This is a genomic window from Aeromonas sp. QDB20, assembly GCF_027707805.1.
GTDB lineage: Bacteria > Pseudomonadota > Gammaproteobacteria > Enterobacterales > Aeromonadaceae > Aeromonas > Aeromonas dhakensis.
On the sequence record NZ_JAPCJC010000005.1, the window covers coordinates 229588 to 252905 of the forward strand.

Below are 23318 nucleotides of genomic sequence, written 5' to 3' on the forward strand. Positions count from 1 at the left end.
ATCACGGGGTGACGTCAACAAGGTTAATTATCATTTCATTGTCAGGCTGATTGGAATAACTACTTTAATATTGAAATACTCATTCAAGATAATCAGCCAATATTATTCAAATGAATACAAACAATATTATAACCCTCTCCATTCGCGCCTCTTTTGAGGTAGCAACAGGTGGTTTCTTGCAGGCAAGGCTATGTTCGAGCCCCAAACCCCGTTTATGATGGAGAGGTTGTCGTCTCGAAGGAGCCCCCATGGATTGCAAGTTGCTGCTGCCCCTGCTGGCCCTGTTGCTGGCCGCCTGTTCCAGCACGCCCGAGCCAGCCCCACCGCGCCAGCAGAGCAGCGCCTTTGAAGGCTTTTATCAGCAGTGGCGCGGCGTTCCCTATCGCATGGGCGGCTCGGATCGGGCCGGTCTCGACTGCTCCGCCTTCACCCAGCTCGCCTACCAGCAGGTGATGGGTTTCAATCTGCCGAGGACCACCGAATCCCAGGCCAACCTGGGCCGACCGGTCGATCGTTACCGGCTGCAGCACGGCGATCTGGTCTTCTTCAAGACCGGCTGGCAGCAATACCACGTCGGCGTCTACACCGGCGGCGGGGAGTTCATCCACGCCTCCACCAGCAAGGGGGTGATCCGCTCGCGCCTCGACAACGTCTACTGGAACAGCCGCTACTGGCAGGCGCGCCGCCTCACCCAGTGACCGCCATAAAACAACAGGGCCCACGACGGGCCCTGTTCTGTTGTTGATTCAACGGATGGTTCAGTGCTTGCGATGCCAGCGCGGCGAGGTGGCCCGCTCCCCCCAGGGGGTGACACAAGGCAGCAGCGCCCCTTCTATCACCTTGTCGCTGCCGGCCAGGGCCTCGGCAATCTTCTCGTGCAGCACCCGCAGCAGACGCCCCTCCTGTTCGGCCAGGGAGTGACCCGCGGCAAAAAATTCGCGCTGATGCTGCAGCGCCAGCTTCTGGGCAAACTCATAGGTGTTGAAGCAATCCGGCATCCGCTCGACCACATCCTCGAGGCGGGCCAACAAGCTGTTCAGTTCCCTGGTCATCGTGCTCTCTCCTTGTCGATTGATAACCAAAACTACCCCTTATTGGATAATTCACCAACCCTGGATCCACGAAAATGTGGTAGCCAGCACAGTCGCCGGGTGAGTCACCCGCGCACCATGCCAAACCAGAGCACCGAACTTTACATTTGATTAACACGCAGCTAGATTTAGACCGACCAATCAGTCGGTCTATTTATCAGCGGGGTATGCCATGGAAGCGATGCAGTTGCAGGAGGCCGCCGACAAGTTGTCGCTCCCGGCCAGACTGACCAAACTCAGAGAGGCCTGTCAGCAAAATCCCATGCCGAGCCTGAGCGAGCGCAGAGCCCACCTCAGCCAGCTCAAGCGCGCCCTGATAGCCCACAAGCAACCGCTGTGCGACGCCCTGGCCAAAGACTATGGCCAGCGCAGCGACTACGACAGCATGATTGCCGACATTCTCCCCTGCGTCATGCAGATCAACTACACCCAGAAACGGATCAAGCGCTGGATGCGCCCGCACCGCCGCCACACCGGCCTGCTGCTGGCGCCGGCCCGGGTGGAGGTGTTCTATCAGCCGCTCGGGGTGGTCGGCATCATAGTGCCCTGGAACTTCCCGGTGATGCTGAGCCTCGGCCCCCTCATCAGCGCCATCGCCGCCGGCAACCGCGCCATGCTGAAGCTCTCCGAATTCACCCCCCACACCAACCGGGTGCTGCGCGAGCTGCTGGACGGCGTCTTCGACGAGCGCGAGGTAATGGTGATAGAAGGCGACGCCCAGGTGGCGGCCGCCTTCAGCGCCCTGCCCTTCGATCACCTGCTGTTTACCGGTTCCACCGCGGTGGGCCGGCTGGTGATGGCCGCGGCGGCCCCCCAGCTCACCCCGCTCACCCTGGAGCTCGGCGGCAAGAGCCCCTGCCTCATCGCCCCCGACATGCCGCTGGCACTGGCGGTGGAGCGGATGATCTTCGGCAAGAGCCTCAACGCCGGCCAGATCTGCGTCGCCCCCGACTATGTGCTGCTGCCGCGCGGTCAGGAGCAGGCCTTTGTCGAAGCCTATCGCGATCACTTCGCCCATCTCTATCCCCAGGGGCTGGCCAGTGCGGATTACGGCTCCATCATCAACGGCCGCCAATACGAGCGGCTCACCGGCTGGCTGGCCGAGGCGGAGCGGGCTGGCGCCCAGATCCACCCCTGTGGCAGCCCGGCCCGCGACGATGGCGCCCATCGTCTGCTGCCCCATCTGCTGACCGAGGTGCCGAACCACTGCCAGCTGATGCAGCAGGAGATCTTCGGCCCGCTGCTGCCGATCGTGCCCTATGACTCGCTGGACGAGGCGCTCGCCTACATAGCCGCCCGGCCCCGCCCACTCGCCTTCTACCTGATGAGCCTGGATCCCGCCCTGCAGCAAAAGGTGATCCGGGAGACCCACTCCGGCGGCATGGCCATCAACGACAGCCTGTTCCAGGTGGCGGCCGACGACGTGCCCTTCGGCGGCATCGGTGCCTCCGGCATGGGCCACTACCACGGCCACGAGGGGTTTCTCACCTTCTCCAAGGCCAAGACCGTGCTGAGCCGGGGGCGCTTCAGCACCGGCACCATGGTGCACCCTCCCTATCGGCGCTGGCACCAGCGGCTGATGATGGCCCTGTTCTTACGTTGACGAGATGAATATGAATACGCCCGTGACCGACAAGCGTCGCCAGATCCTGGATGCTGCCCTTGCCCTATGCGCCGAAGATGGTTTGCAGGGGGCCGCTACCGCCCGCATCGCCAAGGCGGCGGGGGTGGCCAATGGCACCCTGTTTCACCACTTTCCCAGCAAGGAGGTGCTGATCCAGAGCCTCTATCAGGACATCAAGCTGCGCCTCGGCGCCGCCATTACTGAGGCTGACGCCACCTTGCCCCTCAAGGAGCAGGCGCATCACTACTGGAGCCAGGCGATGGCCTGGATGCAGGCCCACCCCCACGAGCTCAAGTTCGTGCTGGGTTTCTTCCACTCCCCCCTGCTGGCTCGCCCGCTGCGCAGCCAGATCCTGAGCGACACCCTGCGCTTTTTACCCCGCCTGCTGGCCCAGGGCCAGGCCAGCGGCGACTTGATGCAAGCCCCACCGGCCCTGATGCTGGAGGTGTGCCAGGGCCAGTTCCTGGCCTGCGCCTCCCTGTTTGTCGACCAACCTGAACTGGGACGGGACGCTCACTGGCAAGCCAGTGCCTTCGCCCTGTTCTGGTCCGCCATCTCGGGAGCTCACGCGTATGCACAACCGACACCTTGATACCCTGGCGGCGCTGGGCCGCCGTCTCTGGATAACCAGCCTGCTCTGGATCATCGGCCGCACCCTGTGCCGCGCCGCCCGGGTCGACGAGGCGGTGCGCCGGGAGCTGGCCCCTCTGCCGGACGGGCTCACCATCCGGCTAGAGGTGGGCGGCATGGCCCAGGGCTTGACCATTCACAAGGCTGACGGCCGCTGGCAGAGCGGTCCTGCCCCCGATACCGGCGCTCTGCACCCGCTGCGGGTCCGTTTCAAGCATCCCGCCATCGCCTTTCGCGCCCTCAGCTTTCGGCTCGGGGTCAATCAGGCGTTCAGCGAGAACCGCCTGCTGGTGGAGGGAGATCTCACCGTCGCCATGCACCTGGTGCGCGCGCTGGAGCAGCTGCAGGCGCTGATCCTGCCGGCCTTCATCGCCCGCCCCTTGCTGCGCCACTATCCGGACCCGAGCCACAAGCTGAGCCGGGCCTGCCATATCTACCTGGGTCTGTTGACCGGCTGAACGAGAGGATGAGCCTATGAGTCGCTATTACGATTTTTTCTGTCCGGTCAAACTGATCGCAGGGGAGCAGGCGCTGGAGCAACTGGCTGGCGAGCTGGCGGGATTGGGGGCGCGCCGGCCGCTGCTGCTCACCGACAAGGGGGTCAGCAGCACCGGGCTGGCTACCTTGCTGGCCGGGGTGCTGGCCGAGGGTGAGCTGCCGGTAGCCGCCATCTGGGACGAGATCCCGGCCGACTCCTCCACCGCCGTGGTGGAGCGGATCGCGGCCCGTCACCGGGAGCTTGGCTGTGACAGCCTGGTGGCGCTGGGGGGCGGCTCCGTCATCGACACCGCCAAGGCGGTCAACATCCTCGCTTCCATGGGAGGGGAGCGGCTGCTCGATTACGCCGGCGCCGGCTGCCTGACCCGGCCGCTGCAGCCGCTGGCGGTGGTGCCCACCACGGCGGGCACCGGCTCGGAAGTGACCCTGGTGGCGGTGATCAAGGACGAGGCGAGCGGGCGCAAGGTGCCCTTTACCTCCCCCTTCCTGCTGCCCCAGCTGGCGGTACTGGACCCGCGCCTCACCCAGGGGTTGCCGCTCAACATCACCGCCGCCACCGCCATGGATGCCATGACCCACGCCATCGAGGCCTTCATCGGCACGGCCAAGAACCCGGTCAGCGACGCCCTGGCCCTGATGGCGGTAGAGAAGATCGCCAACGCCCTGCCCCAGGTACTCAGCAACCCGCAGGACAAGCAGCTGCGGCTGCAGCTGGCGGAGGGCTCCACCCTGGCGGGCATGGCCTTCTCCAACTCCATGGTGGGACTGGTGCACGCCCTCGGTCACAGCCTGGGGGCCCGCTGCCACCTGCCCCACGGCCTGTGCATGAACCTCTTCCTGCCCACCGTGCTCGACTACAACCGGCCGGGCATAGACCCCGAACTGGCTCGCCTGCTGCTGCCGCTGGTGGGGGCCGAGCGCTTTGCCGCGACCCCGGCCGCCGTGCGGCCCCAGGCCGCCATCGAGGCGCTGCAGGCGCTGCGCAATACCTTGTGGGAGACGGTGAAGCTGCCGCGCACCCTGCGGGAGGCGGGTCTCACCGACAAGGCGCTGCTGCCCGAGATCCGCGATCTCGCCATCAACGACGGCGCCCTGCTCTACAACCGCAAGGATGCCGACCGGGCCCAGCTGCTGGCCCTGCTGGAGCAGGCCTGGGAGTGATCAGGCAGGCGGTCCCGCCTCGCGGGGCCACCTGTTACCAGCGGATGGTGGCGCCGGCGCCGTAGTTGCCGCTATCTTCGGGCGTCTTCTCGCGCCAGATGGACTCCTTGTTGCGGCGCACTGCCTCTTCCCGCTCCTGCTTGCGCTCCCAGACGGGTTTCACCTCGTCCTGCGGCCGCTCCTGTTTCTGCCCCTTGTGATCGGTCACCGAGCACTGCTTGTCGCCACACTGATAGGCATAGGGTTCGACGGTGCAGCCTGCCGTGGCCAGACAGAGGCCAAGCAGAGAAACACGAAGAGAGGAAGGCAAGATCATGGGACGCTCCTGTTTGCAGCGGTCAACAAAAGAGGCCGAGTGTCAAACAGGAGGCAAATGGAATCAAGCCTGCCAGCAGGCTTGATTGTTACAAGCGGTACACAGTGCGATGTATCAGCAAGCTATTGATACATATCATGTTAATCAGCACGCCGACCTGGGCTCTCACCCCTGCTCGTCGCTGAACACCCCGGTGGAGAGGTAGCGATCCCCCCGATCGCAGATGATGGCCACCACCACCCCCTGTCTGATCTCTGCCGCCACCCGCAGGGCGCCAGCCACGGCGCCGCCCGAGCTGACTCCGCAGCAAATCCCCTCCTCCCGCGCCAGCCGGCGCATCATGGCGAGGGACTCGTCGAGCGTGACGTCCAGCACCCGGTCGACCCGGGCGGGTTCGAAAATGGCGGGCAGGTAGGCCACCGGCCAGCGCCGGATGCCGGGGATCTGACTCTCCTCGGCCGGTTGCAGGCCGATCACCTGCACTGCCGGGTTCTGCTCCTTGAGGTAGCGGGAGACCCCCATGATGGTGCCCGTGGTGCCCATGGCCGAGACGAAGTGAGTGACCGCCCCCTCGCTCTGGCGCCAGATCTCGGGGCCGGTGGAGAGGTAATGGGCATCCGGGTTGGCCGGGTTGTTGAACTGATCGAGCACCAGCCCCTCACCCCGCGCCTGCATCGCCAGAGCGAGGTCGCGCGCGGCCTCCATGCCCCCCTCCACCAGTACCAGCTCGGCGCCGTAGGCCTGCATGGCATCGCGCCGCTCCTGGCTCATGATATTTGGCATGATGAGTCGCATCTGGTAGCCCCGCGCCGCCGCCACCATGGCCAGCGCGATGCCGGTGTTGCCGGAGGTGGCCTCGATGAGTCGGGCCCCAGGCGCTAAGTGACCGCTCGCCTCCGCACACTTGATGAGGTTCAGCGCCGGCCTGTCCTTGACCGAGCCGGCCGGGTTGTTGCCCTCCAGCTTGACCAGCAGGGTGACATCGGGGTGGGGATTGATGCGACGCAGCGCCAGCAGGGGGGTATTGCCGATCAACTCTTCCAGCGTGGCAAAAGCCATAATGGGATCCATCCTTCGTGAACTGTTCTATACCTTGGCTAGCGGGTATGTACCCGGCCGGGCTCGCAGTGTAAGCGACCCCGAACAGTTGGCAAAGGGGCGCCGACATGGTCAGATAACCCCATCCCCCGTACCGAGGAGCAAGCATGAGCGAGATCATTCATCAGGCCAACCAGCAGCAATTCATCTGTGTGGTGGATGGCAAGGAGTCCAGGCTGCGTTACCGGCGGCTCGATGCCAAGACCATCGACGCCTACAGCACCTTCGTCCCGCCCGAGCTCAGGGTACAGGGGATCGCCGATCAGCTGGCTCGCACCTTCTACGACTGGACCCAGGCGGAAGGGCTCACCATAGTACCGAGCTGCAGCTACATCGACGTCTGGTTGCGCCGCAATGCCGGCTGACCCCCAGACGCGTCACCACACGCAAGCGTTCAACCTTCGCCCGGGCGCCCGGGAAGCCGACCTGCAGGAACAAACCGAAGCCCTGCTGCGGGCCGATGCCCAGCGCATGGATTGCCTGCGGGCAGCCCGTGAACTGGCACTGCCCGACTGGGCGCTGGGGGCCGGTTTTATCCGCAACCTCATCTGGGATCACCTGCACCACAAATCGGCGCCGACCGCCCTCAACGACATCGATCTTATCTATCTGGACAGTGCTGATCCGACTGGATTGAAGGAGACCGATCACGAAACCTGGCTTGCCGTCAGGATGCCGGGCCAGCAGTGGGAGGTGCGCAACCAAGCCCGCATGCATCTGCGCCAGCGGGTGGCTCCGTTTACCAGCTCGCTGTCGGCCCTCAGCCACTGGGTGGAGGTGCCCACCTGCATCGGGGTCCGGCTGCTGGCAGACGACTCATTCGAATGGCTGGCCCCCTACGGCTTTGCCCCCAACTGGTCCCTGCAGGTGGATCCCAACCCGCGCTGCCGCCAGGAGAGCCGGGTCTTTACCGAGCGGGTCAAGGCCAAGAAGTGGCAACGGCTGTGGCCTGACCTGGTGGTGAACTGGCCATAACCTGATTGCAATGTTTCGATAACCTTGGGCACACTAAGGAAAAGCTGTTTGTAACTCAATGGGTTAAATAATGCGCGACTTCTTCTCACTCGAACGCTGGCTACCGGGCCTCGCCGCCCTGCTGCAATACCAGCGGGCCTGGCTGATGCCGGATATGCGCGCTGGATTGTCGGTGGCCGCGGTGGCCCTGCCCGTGGCCATCGCCTATGCGGAGCTGGCCGGGGTGGGGCCGCTGGTCGGCCTCTACTCCTGCATCCTGCCCATGCTGGTGTACGCCCTGTTCGGTACCTCCCGCCAGCTCATCGTCGGCCCGGACGCCGCCACCTGCGCGGTGATCGCCGCCGTGGTGACCCCGCTCGCCGCCGGGGATGCCACCCGCCACTGGCAGCTGGTGATGACCATGACCGCCATGACTGGCTTCTGGTGCCTCATCGCCAGCCGCTTCAAGCTGGGGGTGCTGGCTGACTTTCTCTCCCGCCCGATCCTGATGGGGCTGCTCAACGGGGTGGCCATCACCATCATGGTGGGCCAGCTCTCCAAGATCTTCGGCTTCACCTTCAGCGAGCGCTACCTCATCGAGCGGATCGCCGGCGGTGCCAGCTACATCACCCAGACCCATCTACCCACCCTGGCCATGAGCCTGACCGCCCTGCTCACCCTGCTGCTGGCCAAGCGCTTCAAGCCGGCCTGGCCCTCCTCCATGGTGGCCATGGTGGTGACGGCGGGACTGGTGTGGGCGCTCGATCTCGGCCGGTTCGGCATCGCCACCCTGGGCGCCATCGGCTCGGGCCTGCCCGCCTTCCAGATGCCGGAGTTTCCCCCCGGCCTGATGCGGGAGCTGGTGCTGCCGGCGCTCAACCTGGCCATGGTGAGCTTCGTCTCCATGATGCTGACCGCCCGCAGCTTCGCCGCCAAGAACGGCTACGAAATAGATGCGGACAAGGAGTTCCGGGCGCTGGGCATGGCCAACCTGGCGGCGGCGGCCTCCCAGGGCTTTGCCATCAGCGGGGCCGATTCGCGCACCGCGGTCAACGACGCCAACGGCGGCAAGAGCCAGCTGGTCTCCATCATCGCCGCCGCCGTCATCGCCCTGGTCACCTTCTACCTGACGGCGCCGCTGCAATATATCCCCACCGCCGCCCTTGGGGTGGTGCTGGTGATGGCCTCCTTGTCCCTCACCGACTTTCGCGGCCTGTGGGCCCTGCGCAACTCCGATCGTTCCGCCTTCTGGCTGGCGCTCATCACCTTTGTCAGCGTGCTGGCCATGGGGGTCATTCCGGGCATCACCCTCGCGGTGCTGCTGGGGCTGTTCCAGTTCCTGCGCAACGTGATGCGCCCCACCGACCAGTTGCTCGGCATGGACGACGAAGGGGTGGTGCGCACCCTGGGGGACAACGAGCAGGCCAAGGCCATTCCCGGCATCCTGGTCTATCGCTTCAACTCGCCGCTCACCTACTTCAACGCCCCCTACTTCAAGCGGCGGGTGCTGGCGCTGCTGGTGCAGGATCCCCACAGCCCCAAATGCCTGGTGGTGGACGCGGTGGCCTGCTTCACCCACCAGGACATCAGCGTGATGAGCATGCTGGGTGAACTGCACCGCGACTTGAAACGGCGCGGCATCCACATGGTGATGGCCGGCCGCCACGGCCAGATGAGCCTGTGGCTCAAGCAGGCCGGGATCCGGGTCGGCGACGAGGGGATCATCCTCTGCCCCGACATGTATCAGGCGCTGCGCATGACCCGCTGCTACCGCGAGCCGGTGTTCAAGGATGACGAGGTGGTGGAGAGCACCACCGAGGCCATCCTGTCGCGCTGGCCCCAGGATGAGGCCCTGCCCGACTCGGCGCGCCTCACCCTGCCAAGCGAACAGGAGGCGGGCGCCACCCCTGCTTGACCAAGCTCGGCCCAGCCCCTGCGGCAGGGCCGCGTCTCTTGCTCCCCTGCTTGGCCACCGCCACGATTGCGCCTCGCACCCGCTTGGTGTTAAATGCCCGTCCAGATGGCGCCGACGAGGGCCATCCCCAGTATTTGGACACCCCATGCAAACTCAATCCCACGCAGGTCCGGGCTCCCTCTTCGCCCTGACCTGGCCCCTGTTTATTGATCTCGCCCTGCACTTTCTGACCGGGGCCCTCAACACCTTCATGGTGGGTCACGTCTCCTATCAGGGGGTGGCGGCGCTCGCGGTCGGCAACCAGGTGTTCGATCTCGCCATCACCCTGTTCAGCTTTGTCAGCATCGGCACCAGCGTGGTGATCACCCAGTATCTGGGGGCCGGCGACAAAGAGAAGGCCCGTGTCGTCATCCACACCGCCATCGGTTTCAACCTGCTGGTGGGGCTGGTGGCCGCCGTCGGCGTCATCGCCGGCGCCAGTACCATGCTGGCGCTGATGAACCTGCCCGCCAACCTGATGAGCGATGCCACCCTCTACCTGCAGATCATCGGCCTGTGCCTGCTGCCGGAAGCGGCGGCCCTCTGCCTGGCCGCCACCCTGCGTGCCCACGGCCACACCCGTCAGGCCATGTACGTGACCCTGACCGTCAACCTCATCACCTTCGTCGGCAACCTGCTGCTGCTCTACGGCTGGTTCGGCCTGCCCCAGCTCGGGGTGGCCGGGGTCGCCATCAGCACGGTGGCGGGTCGCATCGTCGGGGTGGTGCTGCTGGTGTGGCTGGTGGCGCGCAAGACCGGCATCCACCTGAAACTGCCGGAGATCGTCAAACCCAGCCGGCTGATGCTGGGCAAAGTGCTGCACATCGGCCTGCCGGCCGCCGGCGAGAACCTCTCCTGGATGCTGCAGTTCATGGTGGTGACCGCCTTCGTCGGCCTGCTCGGCGACAAGGCGCTGGCGACCCAGTCCTACTTCTTCCAGATCTGCCTGTTCATCCTGCTGTTCGGCCTCTCCATCGGCCTTGGCAACGAGATCATCATCGGCCATCTGGCGGGGGCCCGCCGCTTTGAGCAGGCCTACACCCAGCTGATGAAGAGCCTGAAGCTGGGGCTCGTCGTCACCGCGCTCATCGCTCTCGCCGCCGCCCTCAACGGCCGCACCATCATCAGCCTGTTCACCGATGACACCGACATCATCACCCAGGTGGCGCAGCTGTTCTTGATAAGCCTCATTCTGGAACCCGGCCGCACCTTCAACCTTGTGGTGATCAACGCCCTGCGCGCCACCGGTGACGCCCGTTTCCCGCTCTACATGGCGCTGCTCTCCATGTGGGGAATTGCCGTTCCACTGGCCTATTTCCTTGGTATCATGCAGGGTTATGGACTGGTCGGTATCTGGTTGGCGCTCGCCTGCGACGAGTGGGTGCGCGGTCTGGCCATGTTCTGGCGCTGGCGCAGTCGTCGCTGGCAAAACAAAATTCTTGTTGAAACATAAGCGGAATCACAATGAAGAAGATAGGACTCTTGTTGGCGGCCATCCTGCTCAGCCCGCTCGCCATGGCACAAACCGCCCCCGCCGCCCCCAAGGCGCAGGCGGCCCAGACCTGGTACGTGGCCCCCATCGCCATCGATGAAACCAGCGAGGCCCAGAAGGCGCTGACCAAGGACTTCATGACCCAGATGATCAAGACCATCAAGATCAACGAGTACCAGACCGGCAAGGCGGTGGGCAAGACCAAGTCGCCCAAGTGGCTGATCCGCACCAAGCTGATGCCGGCCAGCAGCGAACCCCTGGTCGGCAAGAAGCACCCGCAGGGCCTCACCTACGGCAAGGGCATCCCCACCCAGGAGATCGTCGGCGAGCTCATCATGAACGGCACCCTGGTGGCCCATGTGGGTCAGGGCTGGCGCGAGCCCATCGTCCCGGGTACCCCGGTGGCCGAGAAGATCACCATCGCCAACTATCAGTACGCCATCGGCAACGAAGCCAAGGCCGCGGATCTGGAAGAGCTGGCGGCGCAGATCGGCTTCGAGGTGGGCAAGGTGATCGCCCGCGATGGCAAGCCGCTGCCCGAGAAGAAAAAGAAAAAAGAGTAAACGCGACACCTGTTACCAAGAAGGGGCCCTGTGCCCCTTTTTGCTGCCCGCCCGGCGGCCCCAGGCTGTCATCCGGCAGTCACAATTGTGATCCATCCGGCACTTTTCAGACTCTCCGCTTACCGATAAAAGCCTTATCAGCTTGTGATTCAAACAGTTAAAAATCGCCCGTCGCATGCAGCAAATCATTGGTCCCGAATTGGAGCCGGATCACATTTATCTCGCAGGGGACGCGGTAGTTTGGTCTTGCAGGCACAATCAAACGAAACCAAGGAGGCCGCATTACATGTTCCCAGAGTACAGAGAGCTCATCTCGAAACTGAAGAGCAGTGATGTCCATTTCCAAAAGAAGTTTGACTTGCATAACGACCTGGATGTGGAGATTAGAAAGTTGGAGAAACATCACGCCAGCGACTACAGCGCCGAGGTGAAGGATCTGAAAAAACAGAAACTCAAACTGAAAGAGGAGATCTACGACATCCTCAAACAACATCCACAATAGACGCCTCGACGAATACCTGGATAAGCAACTTATCCTGCCAGCCCGGCCCGACGCCGGGCTTTTTGTTGGCCGCTCATCAGGAGGCGACGGCCGCTTGCCCCCCCTGACGTCGAAACTCGCTCGGCGTCTGGCCGGTGTGGCGGCGAAAAGCACTGTTGAAGGTGGACTTGCTGTTGAACCCGGCCCGGTAACAGACAGAGGCCACCGTCTCGTCGCTCTCCTGCAACAGTCGCTTGGCCTCCGCCACCCGATATCGGTTCAGCCAGTCGTAGAAGTTGCCCCCCGAGCAGGCGTTGATGGCGCTGGATGCCTGATGAAGGCTCAGACCGCACTCCTCGGCCAGCTTGCCAAGGGAGAGGGCGGGATCCCGATAGGCACCGCGCCCGAGCTGGCGCTCCAGCGCCTCGAACAGGGGGCGCAGGCCCTCATGCCGAACCGGTTCCGATGCGGCATCATTGGTGCGCTCGCGCACGCCCCCCTCCGGCACCCCTCCCTGTTGGGGCAGCCTGGCATGGGCCAGCACTTGCAGCAGCAGATAGGCGGTGACCGGAGCCTGCAGATAGACGGTAGAGAGCGGCCAGCCGAGCCAGCTCAAGGCGATGCGCACCAACAACAGCAAGGCCACCAGCAGTTGCAGCCCCTGCAACTGAGCGATCCAGGCCCGCAGCGCCGGCTTGCGGCTGGCCACTCCCAGGCGCCGCTGTTGCCACCAGTAGGCCAGCCCCAGCAGGGCGATGCAGGCCAGATAGCGGTTACCATAGAGGGTCACACCGGGCCACAGCGAATCCCCCTGCTTGCCAAGCAGGATCCAGCTCACCTTGTCGGCCCCCGGCAACAACCAGTAGGGCAACGCCAGAGCGGCAACCAGCAGCAGGGGCAAGCCGTGCACCAGCCGCTCACGCCAGCCACCGAGCACCGACTCCCCCTGCAGAGCCCTGATGTAGCCATAGAGGCAGAACGGCAACATCACCACCAAGGGGTCAGCCAGCTTGAGCAGATGGGGCCAATGGTGAAACCACTGCTGCTGGTGGTAGAGATACTCCAGCGCCTGCAAGCCGCTCAGGCTGAGCAGGGCCAGCAGATAACCGGCGGCGGCATCCCACCGCATGCGCCGCAGCCAGCCGAGCGTGGCCAGCAGCAACATGCCGGTCAGGCTCAGACTGAGCACGGCGGCCACTTCTTCCCACTGCATATGCGTCCTCCTGCAGGTACGCCTCCATCGAGACGTACCTGTTTACCCTTGTTTTTATTATGTTTTCCAACCATTGACCGGTTCCATCCAGCGAGGCGACAGGGGCGGAAGGGCTGCGCTTAAATACCTTCGCCTGCGGCTGAAAAGCAACAGAACAATAACAAGTCAGGACCACAGAAGGAACCAGGATGAAAACCCATTTTCCCCTCCCCCTGCTCGGCTGCCTCGTACTGGCCGGCTGTCAGGAGAACAGCAGCGAGCCGGATCCCGCTCGCCACTACGACGTCACCCTTACCTACACGGAGCAAGGGGTTCCCCACATCAAGGCGAACGACTACGCCAGCCTGGGCTTCGGGGCCGGCTATGCCCATGCCGAAGAGAACCTCTGCACCCTGAGCGAGCAGATCATGAAGCTGCGGGGAGAGAAATCCCGCTGGCTGGGCGCGGGGGAGCAGCAGCGCAACCTGCTCTCCGACGTGGGTTATCGCTCGCTCGACCTGCCAGCCCAGGCCGCGGCTCTGTATGGCAAGCTGGCGCCGGATGCCCGTGACCTTGTCGAAGGCTATGTGGCGGGGTTCAACCACTCCCTTGCCGGGCGAACCAGTCCGGCGGACTACCCCTCTCCCTGCCGCGGGGCCGAGTGGGTCGAACCCATCACCCCGGTCCAGTTGCTGGCCTATCACCTGGATCTTGCCCAGCTGGCCAGCGGCCGCAGCTTTATCAGCGCCATGGCCAGCGCCCAGCCCCCCGCCACTGCCGGTGCACAGGGACGTGCCGCCCTGCCCGCCCCGGCGCTGGATCCCGTCTCGCTGCTCACCTCGGAGGGGATCGGCAGCAACGGCTGGGCGCTGGGGGCGGATCGCAGCAGCAACGCCAACAGTCTGCTGCTCGGCAACCCCCACTTCCCCTGGGATGGCGAACTCAGGTTCTATGAACAGCACCTGCAGATCCCGGGGGAGCTCAACGTGACCGGTGCCACCATGATGGGCTTTCCCGCCATCCTGATTGGCTTCAACGAGCAACTGGGTTGGACCCACACCGTCTCCCAGTCCAAGCGCTTCACCCTCTATCAGCTCACCCTGGATCCCGCCAATCCGCTGCGTTATCGCTACGGCGACCAGTGGCGGGAGATGAGCCAGAAAGAGATCACCGTGCAGGTCCGCCAGGCCGATGGCAGCCTGCAGCCCCATGTCCAGACCCTCTATGCCAGCCACTTCGGCCCCATGGTCAACCTCGCCTCCCTCTCGCCCACCCTGGGCTGGACCAGCAGCAGCGCCGTCAGCTTCCGCGATGCCAACGCCGGCAACTACAAGATGCTGGAACAGTGGCTGGCCATGGCCAGGGCCCAGAGCACCCCGGCTTTCTTCGAGGCGCTGGCCGAACATCAGGGGGTGCCCTGGGTCAATACCCTGCTGATCGACAAGCGTGGCCAGGCCAGCTATGTGGATGCCACCCAGGTACCCCGCCTCGGCGCCAAGGCAGAGGCCTGGTGGCGAGCCGCCTCCCAGACGCCGCAACTGGCCCCCATCTGGCTGGATGGCGAGGGCAGCGTGCTGTTGCCGGGCAACGACCCCGATTTCGAGTGGGTCGACAGCGGCCAGACCCGGGCTCCCGGCCTTGTCCCCCTCAGCCAGGCCCCCCGCCAGACTCGCAGCGACTACGTCTACAACGCCAACAGCAGCCACTGGCTGACCAACCTGGCGGCCCCGCTGGAGGGTTACTCCATTCTCTACGGGCCGGAGCAGACGGTGCGCAGCCCGCGTACCCGCTACAACGCCCAGCTCATCAGCACCCCCGATACCATGGGACTGACCGGGAGCGATCGGCGTTTCACCCTGCAGTCGCTGCAACGGGTACTGACCCACAACGGCTCCCTGTTTGCCCGTGAGCTCAGAGACCCGTTGGTGGCACGCTGTCAGGCCCATCCGCAGATCCTGCTGACCAGCGGCCCGCTGGACTTGACGCCGAGCTGCAACGCGCTCGCCAACTGGGATGGCGAATATCAGCTTGAAAGCCGGGGGGCTCACCTGATGCGCGAATGGTTGACGGCGTTTCGCACCAGCGGCCACAGAGACATCAAGGATGCCCTGTTTGCCATCCCCTTCGATCCGGCCCATGGCGCCACCACGCCGCGCGGGCTGGCGCCCTGGAGCGGCGCGCCGGATGAAGACCCGGCCCTGCTGGCGCTGGCCCAGGCCCAGCAACGGTTGCAGGCGGCCGGTATCGCACCGGATGCCGAACTCGGCGCACTGCAATTCGTGCAAAAAGCGGCCGGGCTGACCCCCATCGCGCTGCCGGGAGGCAACTCGTTCGAGGGCATGTTCAACATGGTGCAGACCAACCTGCCTTCGCGCAGCAGCTCGGATCTCGCCAACATAGTGACCGGCAAGGCCGTGGCAGGCACCACGCTGCGCAGCCTGGATGACGACGGTGACGGCCAGCCCGAGCTGCGTTATCGCGCCAACTACGGCTCCAGCTTCGTGCTGGCCCTGCAGTTCGATGACGCCGGCCCCAAGGCGGAGCGCTTTCTGAGCTACGGCCAGTCCCATGACCCCGAGAGCCCGCACTTCACCGATCAGACCGAGCAGTTCGCCCGTCAGCAGTGGCAGCCCATGCGCTTCACCGAGCAGGAGATAGCGGCCCACCAGGAGCGCACCCTGCACCTCAAGGTGCTGCGTACCACCAGCCCCTGAGTCAACCCTCTCTATCCAGCCATAAAAAAGCGGGCCAATGGCCCGCTTCGTCATACCTGTTTCGCCCCATCATCACACCGGCGGATGGAACTGGCTGGCCTCGCGGGTGGCCATCTCCTCGTAGGTGGCCCACTTCTGCCACGCCACTTGCTGCGCCACCTGCATCAGCCGCTGCGCCTCTTCCGGATGGCTCTGGGCCAGCACCCGATAACGGGTCTCCTCCTGGCGGTATTCGGCGAGCGGAATGGAGGGGCGCAGGCTGTCGAGGCTGAATGGATTCTGCCCCGCACTGCGCAATACCGGGTTGTAGCGCATCAGCGGCCAGTGGCCGGAAGCCACGGCGCGTTTTTGCTGGGTCAGGCCAAACTCCATGTCGATGCCGTGGGCAATGCAGTGGCTGTAGGCGATGATGAGCGACGGGCCCGGGTAGGCCTCCGCTTCACGCAAGGCCTGCAGCGCCTGCTGCGGATTGGCCCCGAAGGCGATGCGAGCAACATAGACGTTACCGTAGGCGATGGCCTGCAACGCCACGTCCTTCTTGGCCAGCGTCTTGCCCCCCGCCGCGAACTTGGCGACGGCACCGAGCGGAGTCGATTTCGACATCTGGCCGCCGGTGTTGGAGTAGACCTCGGTATCCATCACCAGCACGTTCACATCGCGCCCGGAGGCGAGCACGTGATCGAGCCCCGCCGAGCCGATGTCATAGGCCCAGCCATCGCCGCCGATGATCCAGACCGAGCGGCGCACCAGCTGATCGATAAGCGAGAGCAGCTCGCGAGCCTTGCCGGATTTCACCTCTTCCAGCCGTTCCCGCACTTGCGCCACCCGGGTGCGCTGGGCGCGGATCTCCGACTCCAGCCGCTGCGGTGCGCTAATCAGGGTATCGACCAGCTCTGCGCCCAGCTCCCCTTTCATCGCTTTGAGGGCCGCCACCGCCTGACCGTGATGCTGATCGGCAGTGAGGCGAAAACCAAAGCCGAACTCGGCATTGTCCTCGAACAATGAGTTGGACCAGGCCGGCCCCTTCCCTTCACCGTTCTTGGCCCACGGCGTGGTCGGCAGGTTGCCGCCGTAGATGGAGGAGCAACCGGTGGCGTTGGCCACCAGCATGCGGTCACCAAACAGCTGGGTCAGCAGTTTGAGGTAAGGGGTCTCGCCACAGCCGGCGCAGGCGCCGGAGAACTCGAACAGGGGTTCGAGGAACTGGGCACCGCGCACCGTGGAGAAATCCACCCGCTCGCGAGCAGGCCACGGCAGGCTCTCGAACCAGCGCAGCGCCTGTTTCTGGCCAGCCAGATGGGGCGCCTTGTCCATCATGGCGATGGCACGCTCGCCCTCATGGCTCTCATCTTCTCCAGCCCGCACCGGACAGGCCTGCACGCACTGGCCGCAGCCGGTGCAATCCTCCGGATAGAGCTGCAGGGTGTAGCGGCTGTCGGGGAAGCCCCTGGCGGTGACGGGCACCGACTGGGCGGCCTCGGGGGCGGTTGCCAGCCAGTCCTGATGGTAGAACTTGGCCCGCAGCGCCGCGTGGGGGCAGACGAAGACGCAGTTGCCGCACTGGATGCAGATATCGGAGTGCCAGATGGGGATCTCGCGGGCGATATCCCGCTTCTCGAAGCGGCTGGTGGCGGTGGGGTAAGTGCCATCCACCGGCAGCATGGAGACGGGGATCAAATCGCCGCGCCCTGCCAGCATCTCACCTGTGACCCGCTGGACAAACTCGCTGCCGCCGGGAGCCAGTGGCAGCGGATAGTCGCTGATCTGCTCCTCACCAGCCGGGATGACCACCTGATGGAGGTGGGCCAGGGTGTCATCCACCGCCGCGAAGTTGCGCTCGACTACCTCGGGCCCCTTGCGGGCATAGCTCTTCTCGATGCTCTTCTTGATAAGCGCAATCGCCTCGTCCCGCGACAAGATGCCGGCCAGGGCGAAGAAGCAGGTCTGCATGATGGTGTTGATGCGATTGCCCATGCCGTTTTGCTCGGCCACCCGATCGCCGTCGATGCAATAGAGCCGGATATTGAGGGCCCGGATGCGGGCGCGCAGCCGCTCGGGCAGCTCGGCCCAGACCCGGTCGGGCTCATAGGGGGCGTTGATCAGCAGGGTCGCCCCTTCGGCGGCGAACTCCAGCAGATCCACAGATTCGACAAAGCCCCACTGATGGCAACCGATAAAGCTCGCCTGCTCGATAAGCCAGGGGGCGTCGATGGGCTCGGGGCCAAAGCGCAGGTGGGAGACGGTGCGCGAGCCCGACTTCTTGGAGTCGTAGACGAAGTAGCCCTGGGCGTGGAAGCCCTCCAGCTCGCCGATGATCTTGATGCTGTTCTTGTTGGCACCCACGGTACCGTCGGCGCCGAGGCCGAAGAAGAGCGCTCGCACCCGGCTCGCGGGCTCCAGATCGCCGATGGGGTGCCAGGCCAGACTAAGGCCCGACACGTCATCCACTATCCCCACGGTAAAGCGCGGGCGCGGCGCCTCGGAGGCCAGCTCCTCGAACACAGCCGCGCACATGGCGGGGGTGAACTCCTTGGAGGAGAGGCCGTAACGGCCGCCACTGAGCCAGGGCAACCGCTTGATAAGGCCGCGCTGCAAGCCGTCAATCAGGGCGCTCTGCACATCCAGCAGCAACGGCTCACCACCCGCCCCCGGTTCCTTGGTGCGATCCAGCACCGCCATGCGCCGCACGCTCTGCGGCAGCGCATCGAGCAGCGCCTGCACCGGGAAGGGGCGATAGAGGCGCACCACCAGCACCCCGGTCTTGCGATCCTGCCGGTTGAGCCAGTCCACGGTAGTGCGGGCGGTGGCAGCCCCCGAGCCCATCAACACGATGACCTCGGTGGCATCCGGGGCGCCGTGATACTCCACCAGCCGGTAGTGGCGGCCGGTCAGCTCGCCGAGGCTATCCATGCACTGCTGCACCCGCGCCGGCACCGCCTCGTAGAAGGGGTTGACGCTCTCGCGGGACTGGAAATAGGTATCCGGGTTCTGGGCGGTGCCGCGCATCACCGGATGATCCGGGTTGAGGGCCCGCGCGCGGTGGGCGCGCACCCAGTCGTTGTCGATAAGGGCCCGAATTTCATCTTTGTGCAGCGCAGTGATCTTGTTCACCTCGTGGGAGGTGCGAAAGCCGTCAAAGAAGTGGATAAAGGGCACCCGGCACTGCAGGGTGACGCTGTGGGCGACCAAGGCCAGGTCCTGCGCCTCCTGCACCGAGCCGGAGGCGAGCATGGCAAAACCGGTGCTGCGCGCCGCCATCACGTCCTGATGGTCGCCAAAAATCGACAGCCCCTGCGCCGCCAAGGATCGGGCCGCCACATGGAACACCGCCGAGGTCAATTCGCCTGCGATCTTGTACATGTTGGGCAGCATCAGCATCAGCCCCTGGCTGGCGGTGAAAGTGGTGGCCAGTGCCCCCGCCTGCAGGGCGCCGTGCACCGTGCCGGCCGCCCCCCCTTCGCTCTGCATCTCCACGACTGTGGGGATGTTGCCCCACAGGTTGGTCTGCCCCTCCGCGGCCCAGGCGTCGGCCAGTTCGGCCATGGTCGAGCTCGGGGTGATGGGGTAGATGGCACACACTTCGCTCAGCTGATACGCCACCCGGGCCGCGGCTTCGTTGCCGTCGACCATGATCAATTCATGTTTCATTGGGACTCCTCCGGTTGGCGCAACTCGATGGCATGGCAGGGACACTGGTCATGGCAGGCACCGCAACCGGTGCAGAGTTCGGCATCCACCTGATACCCCAGACCCGGCCCCAGCTTGGCGATGGCCTGCTCGGGGCAGCTGCCATAACAGCCGTCGCACTCGAAGCAGTTGCCGCAGGAGTAGCAGCGCGCCGCCTCGTAGCGGGCCGCCGTCTCGTCCAGTCCGCCGATGATCTCGCCAAAGTCGTCCCGCGCCGAGGGCGGTTTGACCGGCTGGCTGCTGGCGGGAGCATGGGTCTGGAACCAGAGCTGCAACTGCTCGGGCCCAACCAGCGGCTTCCCTGCCTGCAAATAGGAGAGCGGCTTGTGATAGAGGCGACCGCGCAGCCAGGCATCCATGTGGCGCGCCGCCTTCTTGCCGTGGCCGGTGGCGATGGTGACGGTGCGCTCGGAAGGCACCATGTCACCGCCGGCAAAGAGGCCCGGCACATCCGTCATCAGGTTTTCGCCAACCTGCACCACCCCCTCCTGGTTGACCCGCACGCCGGGGATGCTCTCCAGCACGCTCAGGTCCACCTCCTGACCCAGCGCCAGAATGAGGGAGTCCGCTTCGAGGGTTTCAAACTGGCCGGTGGGCACCGGCTTGCCATGCTCGTCGAGGGTCATCACCTCCACCTCGATATTGGTATTGTCGAGCTGGCGGATGGTGCGCAACCAGTTGATCTTGATCCCCTCCTCCTCGGCCTCATCGGCTTCGAAGGCGTGGGCCGGCATATGATCCCGGTCGCGGCGGTAGATGATCATCGCCTCCTCCACCCCGAGACGACGGGCGGTGCGGGCCGCGTCCATGGCGGTGTTGCCGCCGCCGTAGATGGCCACCCGCCGTCCCAGTTTGGGGGGTGGCAAGCCTTTTTCCTCGGCCAGGCTGGCCTGTTCGAGGAAGCTCACCGCATCGAGGATCTTGCCCGCCTCTCGGGCCGGAATGTCGACCCGCTTGGCCAGATGGGCACCGATGGCCATGAAGACGGCGTCAAAGCCCCCCTGGTCGCGCTCCTTGAGCACATCCTCCACCTTGTGGTTGAGGGTAAGGGTGACGCCAGCAGCGACGATGCGGGCCACCTCCCGATCCAGCACCTCGCGGGGCAGGCGGTAAGCGGGAATGCCGAAGCGCAGCATGCCGCCGGCGAGCGGCCCCGCCTCGCGGATCTCCACCTGATGGCCGAGCCGGTTGAGGTGCCAGGCGCAGGAGAGGCCGGAGGGGCCGGCACCTATGATCAGCACCTTCTTGCCGCTGGCGGGCGCAGGGGTTGCAGGCTGCCAGCCCCGGGCCAGCGCCTCGTCGCCGAGAAAGCGTTCGATGGCATGAATGGAGACGGCATCATCCACCTGGGCCCGGTTGCAGGCGCTTTCGCAGGGGTGATAACAGACCCGCCCGTGGACCGCAGGCAGGGGATTCTCTTCGATGAGAGTCTGCCAGGCCGCCTCGAAGCGGCCCGCTTCAGCCAGGGCAAGCCAGGCCTGGATGTTCTCGCCAGCCGGGCAGGCATGATTGCAGGGTGGCAGGGCCGGCCGCCAAACGGGTAGCCGAGTACGGACCGGACCTGTTCCCGTCTTCTGGGAGAGATCCGGCGGTGGGGTCATATCCAGTTGTTTGCTCATACATTGCTTTCTTCTTTTTGGGTGACAGGCCCCATCCGAATGCACTTGATACCGTTTAACCGAAGCGGACGGTGGCCGGAGAGGGAAGAAGCGAAAGCGTCAGAAACTGGAAGTTGACTCGATAATGGACTGATTTTTGTACTGAATGACGGATCAGGATCAAAAAATGTTGCACTTTATGAGGTATGGAGTGCACAACGTGACCCGTGTAACATCTTGCCCGTCTGCAGGAACTCCGCTCGGGCTCACGCCTCGCAAGCGACACCGCACCGTCGGCGACCCCGAGTGAACGCCATCCCTGCAACCATTGCTGCACGGAACGGGGCTCGCCCGCTTCTCTCCTGCACTGGAACCGCCACCGCACAAGGACCAGGCCATGCCAACACTCGCCAGCATTCATCTCTACCCCATCAAGTCGACGGCAGGCATGCCACTGACCCGCGCCCTGGTCACCGAAGAGGGGCTGCAGGGGGATCGCCGCTACATGGTGGTCAAACCGGACGGCAGCTTCATCACCGCCCGCACCCATCCCCAGCTGCAGCAGGTGGTGGCCACCCCCATCGAGGGCGGCCTGCAGCTGCGCTATCCGGGCTTCGAGCCGCTCACCCTGCAAGAGACCGAGTTCAGCCGCGCGTCCCGCGCCACCGGCGTCTGGAAAGACAGCTTCAACGCCCTGCACACCCACGCCCAGGCCGATGCGTGGCTGAGCAAGGTGGCGGGGGAGCCGGTGCAACTGCTCTGGCTTGGCGAAGAGTCCGCCCGCTTTCGGGAGAAGACTGGCACCCGGGTCAGCTTTGCCGATGGTTACCCCCTGCTATTGATAAGCCAGGCTTCTTTGGAAGATCTCAACCTCAGATCCGACGCGCTGCACCAGATGAGCCAGTTTCGCACCAACCTGGTGGCGAGCGGCACCCTCCCCTTCGAAGAGGACGGCTGGAAGCGGATCCGCATCGGCGAGGTGGAGTTCTTGGTCGCCAAGCCCTGCAGCCGCTGCATCATGACCACGGTGGAGCCGGGCACGGATCGCTTCAATGCCCTGAAAGAGCCGCTGGCCACCCTCACCCGTTACCGACGCGGCGAGGATGGCGAGGTCTACTTCGGTCAGAACCTGGTGGCCCTCAACGAGGGGTGGATTGAGGCGGGCAGCGAGATCGAGGTGCTGGAGCGCGCCCGCGCCCCTGTCTACCCCAACGCGGCCCCCAAAAAACGGGAGCTGGTGTGCGTGGCCCGCGAGCCGCTGGCGCGGGATCTGGAGACCTTCTGGTTCGAGGCGGCCGATGGCGAGCCACTGCCCGACTATCTGCCGGGCCAGCACCTGCCCATCAGCCTGGATATTGGCCTGGGTCTGCGGCGCGAGCGCCTGCAGCGCCGCTATACCCTGAGCTCCACCCCGGAGCAGCCGGAGCGTTACAGCATCAGCGTCAAGAAGGTGGGGGGCGGTCGCATCTCCCACTGGCTGCACCAGCAGTTGCAACCGGGTGACCGTCTGCTGGCCGCCAACCCCGCCGGCGAATTTCATCTGGGCCGGGATCGCAATCTCTTGCTGCTTTCGGCCGGCTCGGGGGTCACTCCCATGCTCTCAATTGCCCGCACCTTAGGCTTGCGCGGTGAGCTCGGCGACGTGCACTTCATGCACCTGTGCCGCAGCGAGGCGGACATTCCCGCCGCCGGCGAGCTGCACGCCCTGGCGCAGCAGGGGATGACTCTCACCCTGATCCTGAGCCAGCCCGATACGCACTGGCAGGGGCTCAAGGGGCGGCTGGACGAGGTTCACCTCAAACAGATCAAAGGGTTGCAACAGCGGGAAGTGTTTATCTGCGGCCCCCACGGCTTTATGGCCGATGCGGCCACCAGACTGGCCGCCCTTGGCGTGCCGGCCGGGCGGATCCGCCAGGAGAGCTTTGGCGGCACCATCCTCTCCCTCTCCCGCCCCCATCAGGCGGTGCAGTTGCGCATCGGCGAGCAGGCATTCGTCGGCAACAATCAGGGCACAGTGCTGGATCAGGCCCACAAGCAGGGGGTGGAGCTGCCCTGGAGCTGCCGCGCCGGCATCTGCGGCAGTTGCAAGCAGACCCTGGTCTCGGGTGAAGTGGATCACCCCGATGCCCCGGCCATCACCGCCGCCGAGCGAGCCGCTGGCAAGATCCTTACCTGCTGCGCCGTCCCCCTCACCGACATCGTCATCAAATAAGGTGATCGAGGCACAATAATACCGCCGGCCGGGAGCATGCTCCCGACCGCGCT

Annotated in this window: 19 protein-coding genes; 13 read left to right on the forward strand and 6 right to left on the reverse strand. The window is 64.9% G+C overall.

Annotated elements, in window-relative coordinates:
• Positions 1 to 248: 248 nt before the first annotated feature.
• On the forward strand, positions 249 to 698 hold the full coding sequence (locus PG897_RS08455) for a C40 family peptidase (RefSeq protein WP_005299102.1): 450 nt from the start codon (positions 249 to 251) through the stop codon (positions 696 to 698).
• Positions 699 to 758: 60 nt separating this feature from the next.
• Here the strand turns inward: PG897_RS08455 and PG897_RS08460 are convergent, their stop codons facing one another.
• Positions 759 to 1052, reverse strand: coding sequence for a hypothetical protein (locus tag PG897_RS08460; protein WP_005299095.1), 294 nt, complete (start codon positions 1050 to 1052; stop codon positions 759 to 761).
• A gap of 211 nt (positions 1053 to 1263) precedes the next feature.
• Between PG897_RS08460 and PG897_RS08465 the strand changes: the two genes are divergently transcribed.
• From PG897_RS08465 to PG897_RS08480, 4 genes are read left to right on the forward strand one after another with little or no spacing between them, the layout of a single operon-like run.
• Positions 1264 to 2694 (forward strand): coniferyl aldehyde dehydrogenase, encoded by a 1431-nt coding sequence (locus PG897_RS08465; protein WP_024942852.1) that lies wholly within the window; start codon positions 1264 to 1266, stop codon positions 2692 to 2694.
• Positions 2695 to 2704: 10 nt separating this feature from the next.
• The gene (locus PG897_RS08470) at positions 2705 to 3307 is read left to right on the forward strand and encodes a TetR/AcrR family transcriptional regulator (protein ID WP_010634496.1); all 603 of its coding nucleotides are present in this window, start codon (positions 2705 to 2707) and stop codon (positions 3305 to 3307) included.
• A complete protein-coding gene (locus PG897_RS08475) occupies positions 3288 to 3803 on the forward strand; it encodes an SCP2 sterol-binding domain-containing protein (RefSeq protein ID WP_024942853.1) in 516 nt (171 codons plus the stop codon). The genes PG897_RS08470 and PG897_RS08475 overlap by 20 nt, the downstream gene beginning before the upstream one ends.
• A gap of 16 nt (positions 3804 to 3819) precedes the next feature.
• On the forward strand, positions 3820 to 5004 hold the full coding sequence (locus tag PG897_RS08480; protein ID WP_024942854.1) for an iron-containing alcohol dehydrogenase: 1185 nt from the start codon (positions 3820 to 3822) through the stop codon (positions 5002 to 5004).
• 34 nt (positions 5005 to 5038) lie between these two features.
• Here PG897_RS08480 and PG897_RS08485 read toward each other — a convergent pair whose 3' ends face one another.
• Positions 5039 to 5320, reverse strand: a complete 282-nt coding sequence (locus tag PG897_RS08485; RefSeq protein WP_024942855.1) for a hypothetical protein — start codon at positions 5318 to 5320, stop codon at positions 5039 to 5041.
• 165 nt (positions 5321 to 5485) lie between these two features.
• Complete coding sequence (gene cysM, locus PG897_RS08490) at positions 5486 to 6391, reverse strand: cysteine synthase CysM (RefSeq protein ID WP_024942856.1); 906 nt, start codon at positions 6389 to 6391, stop codon at positions 5486 to 5488.
• A 134-nt stretch (positions 6392 to 6525) separates the two neighbouring features.
• Between cysM and PG897_RS08495 the strand changes: the two genes are divergently transcribed.
• The 6 genes from PG897_RS08495 to PG897_RS08520 all read left to right on the forward strand — a co-directional run bounded on the left by PG897_RS08495 (position 6526) and on the right by PG897_RS08520 (position 11883).
• Positions 6526 to 6783, forward strand: a complete 258-nt coding sequence (locus tag PG897_RS08495) for a GNAT family N-acetyltransferase (protein ID WP_005299077.1) — start codon at positions 6526 to 6528, stop codon at positions 6781 to 6783.
• Positions 6773 to 7393 (forward strand): nucleotidyltransferase family protein, encoded by a 621-nt coding sequence (locus PG897_RS08500; protein ID WP_024942857.1) that lies wholly within the window; start codon positions 6773 to 6775, stop codon positions 7391 to 7393. Before PG897_RS08495 ends, PG897_RS08500 begins: the two co-directional genes overlap by 11 nt.
• 70 nt (positions 7394 to 7463) lie before the next feature.
• On the forward strand, positions 7464 to 9287 hold the full coding sequence (locus PG897_RS08505; protein WP_017781843.1) for a SulP family inorganic anion transporter: 1824 nt from the start codon (positions 7464 to 7466) through the stop codon (positions 9285 to 9287).
• Between the two features lie 145 nt (positions 9288 to 9432).
• Positions 9433 to 10779 (forward strand): MATE family efflux transporter, encoded by a 1347-nt coding sequence (locus tag PG897_RS08510; protein WP_024942858.1) that lies wholly within the window; start codon positions 9433 to 9435, stop codon positions 10777 to 10779.
• Positions 10780 to 10790: 11 nt separating this feature from the next.
• On the forward strand, positions 10791 to 11381 hold the full coding sequence (locus PG897_RS08515) for a hypothetical protein (protein ID WP_043170139.1): 591 nt from the start codon (positions 10791 to 10793) through the stop codon (positions 11379 to 11381).
• A gap of 286 nt (positions 11382 to 11667) precedes the next feature.
• Complete coding sequence (locus PG897_RS08520; RefSeq protein WP_005299061.1) at positions 11668 to 11883, forward strand: YdcH family protein; 216 nt, start codon at positions 11668 to 11670, stop codon at positions 11881 to 11883.
• 76 nt (positions 11884 to 11959) lie between these two features.
• Here PG897_RS08520 and PG897_RS08525 read toward each other — a convergent pair whose 3' ends face one another.
• Positions 11960 to 13075, reverse strand: a complete 1116-nt coding sequence (locus PG897_RS08525) for a helix-turn-helix domain-containing protein (protein WP_270828870.1) — start codon at positions 13073 to 13075, stop codon at positions 11960 to 11962.
• Between the two features lie 188 nt (positions 13076 to 13263).
• Between PG897_RS08525 and PG897_RS08530 the strand changes: the two genes are divergently transcribed.
• On the forward strand, positions 13264 to 15768 hold the full coding sequence (locus PG897_RS08530) for a penicillin acylase family protein (protein ID WP_270828871.1): 2505 nt from the start codon (positions 13264 to 13266) through the stop codon (positions 15766 to 15768).
• 72 nt (positions 15769 to 15840) lie between these two features.
• Here PG897_RS08530 and nifJ read toward each other — a convergent pair whose 3' ends face one another.
• Together nifJ and PG897_RS08540 are read right to left on the reverse strand one after the other, a co-directional pair.
• Positions 15841 to 19416 (reverse strand): pyruvate:ferredoxin (flavodoxin) oxidoreductase, encoded by a 3576-nt coding sequence (gene nifJ, locus PG897_RS08535; RefSeq protein ID WP_270828872.1) that lies wholly within the window; start codon positions 19414 to 19416, stop codon positions 15841 to 15843.
• On the reverse strand, positions 19413 to 21074 hold the full coding sequence (locus PG897_RS08540) for an NAD(P)-binding protein (protein WP_270828873.1): 1662 nt from the start codon (positions 21072 to 21074) through the stop codon (positions 19413 to 19415). The genes nifJ and PG897_RS08540 overlap by 4 nt, the downstream gene beginning before the upstream one ends.
• Before the next feature lie 376 nt (positions 21075 to 21450).
• On the opposite strand from PG897_RS08540, the gene PG897_RS08545 reads away from it, so the two are divergent.
• A complete protein-coding gene (locus PG897_RS08545; RefSeq protein WP_117405096.1) occupies positions 21451 to 23265 on the forward strand; it encodes an MOSC N-terminal beta barrel domain-containing protein in 1815 nt (604 codons plus the stop codon).
• The last annotated feature ends 53 nt before the right edge of the window (positions 23266 to 23318 follow it).

Excerpts from the sequence above, each read along its gene's own strand:
- PG897_RS08455 (WP_005299102.1), top strand. The coding sequence starts at position 249 with ATGGATTGCAAGTTGCTGCTGCCCCTGCTGGCCCTGTTGCTGGCCGCC.
- PG897_RS08460 (WP_005299095.1), bottom strand. The coding sequence starts at position 1,052 with ATGACCAGGGAACTGAACAGCTTGTTGGCCCGCCTCGAGGATGTGGTC.
- PG897_RS08465 (WP_024942852.1), top strand. The coding sequence starts at position 1,264 with ATGGAAGCGATGCAGTTGCAGGAGGCCGCCGACAAGTTGTCGCTCCCG.
- PG897_RS08470 (WP_010634496.1), top strand. The coding sequence starts at position 2,705 with ATGAATACGCCCGTGACCGACAAGCGTCGCCAGATCCTGGATGCTGCC.
- PG897_RS08475 (WP_024942853.1), top strand. The coding sequence starts at position 3,288 with ATGCACAACCGACACCTTGATACCCTGGCGGCGCTGGGCCGCCGTCTC.
- PG897_RS08480 (WP_024942854.1), top strand. The coding sequence starts at position 3,820 with ATGAGTCGCTATTACGATTTTTTCTGTCCGGTCAAACTGATCGCAGGG.
- PG897_RS08485 (WP_024942855.1), bottom strand. The coding sequence starts at position 5,320 with ATGATCTTGCCTTCCTCTCTTCGTGTTTCTCTGCTTGGCCTCTGTCTG.
- cysM (WP_024942856.1), bottom strand. The coding sequence starts at position 6,391 with ATGGATCCCATTATGGCTTTTGCCACGCTGGAAGAGTTGATCGGCAAT.
- PG897_RS08495 (WP_005299077.1), top strand. The coding sequence starts at position 6,526 with ATGAGCGAGATCATTCATCAGGCCAACCAGCAGCAATTCATCTGTGTG.
- PG897_RS08500 (WP_024942857.1), top strand. The coding sequence starts at position 6,773 with ATGCCGGCTGACCCCCAGACGCGTCACCACACGCAAGCGTTCAACCTT.
- PG897_RS08505 (WP_017781843.1), top strand. The coding sequence starts at position 7,464 with ATGCGCGACTTCTTCTCACTCGAACGCTGGCTACCGGGCCTCGCCGCC.
- PG897_RS08510 (WP_024942858.1), top strand. The coding sequence starts at position 9,433 with ATGCAAACTCAATCCCACGCAGGTCCGGGCTCCCTCTTCGCCCTGACC.
- PG897_RS08515 (WP_043170139.1), top strand. The coding sequence starts at position 10,791 with ATGAAGAAGATAGGACTCTTGTTGGCGGCCATCCTGCTCAGCCCGCTC.
- PG897_RS08520 (WP_005299061.1), top strand. The coding sequence starts at position 11,668 with ATGTTCCCAGAGTACAGAGAGCTCATCTCGAAACTGAAGAGCAGTGAT.
- PG897_RS08525 (WP_270828870.1), bottom strand. The coding sequence starts at position 13,075 with ATGCAGTGGGAAGAAGTGGCCGCCGTGCTCAGTCTGAGCCTGACCGGC.
- PG897_RS08530 (WP_270828871.1), top strand. The coding sequence starts at position 13,264 with ATGAAAACCCATTTTCCCCTCCCCCTGCTCGGCTGCCTCGTACTGGCC.
- nifJ (WP_270828872.1), bottom strand. The coding sequence starts at position 19,416 with ATGAAACATGAATTGATCATGGTCGACGGCAACGAAGCCGCGGCCCGG.
- PG897_RS08540 (WP_270828873.1), bottom strand. The coding sequence starts at position 21,074 with ATGAGCAAACAACTGGATATGACCCCACCGCCGGATCTCTCCCAGAAG.
- PG897_RS08545 (WP_117405096.1), top strand. The coding sequence starts at position 21,451 with ATGCCAACACTCGCCAGCATTCATCTCTACCCCATCAAGTCGACGGCA.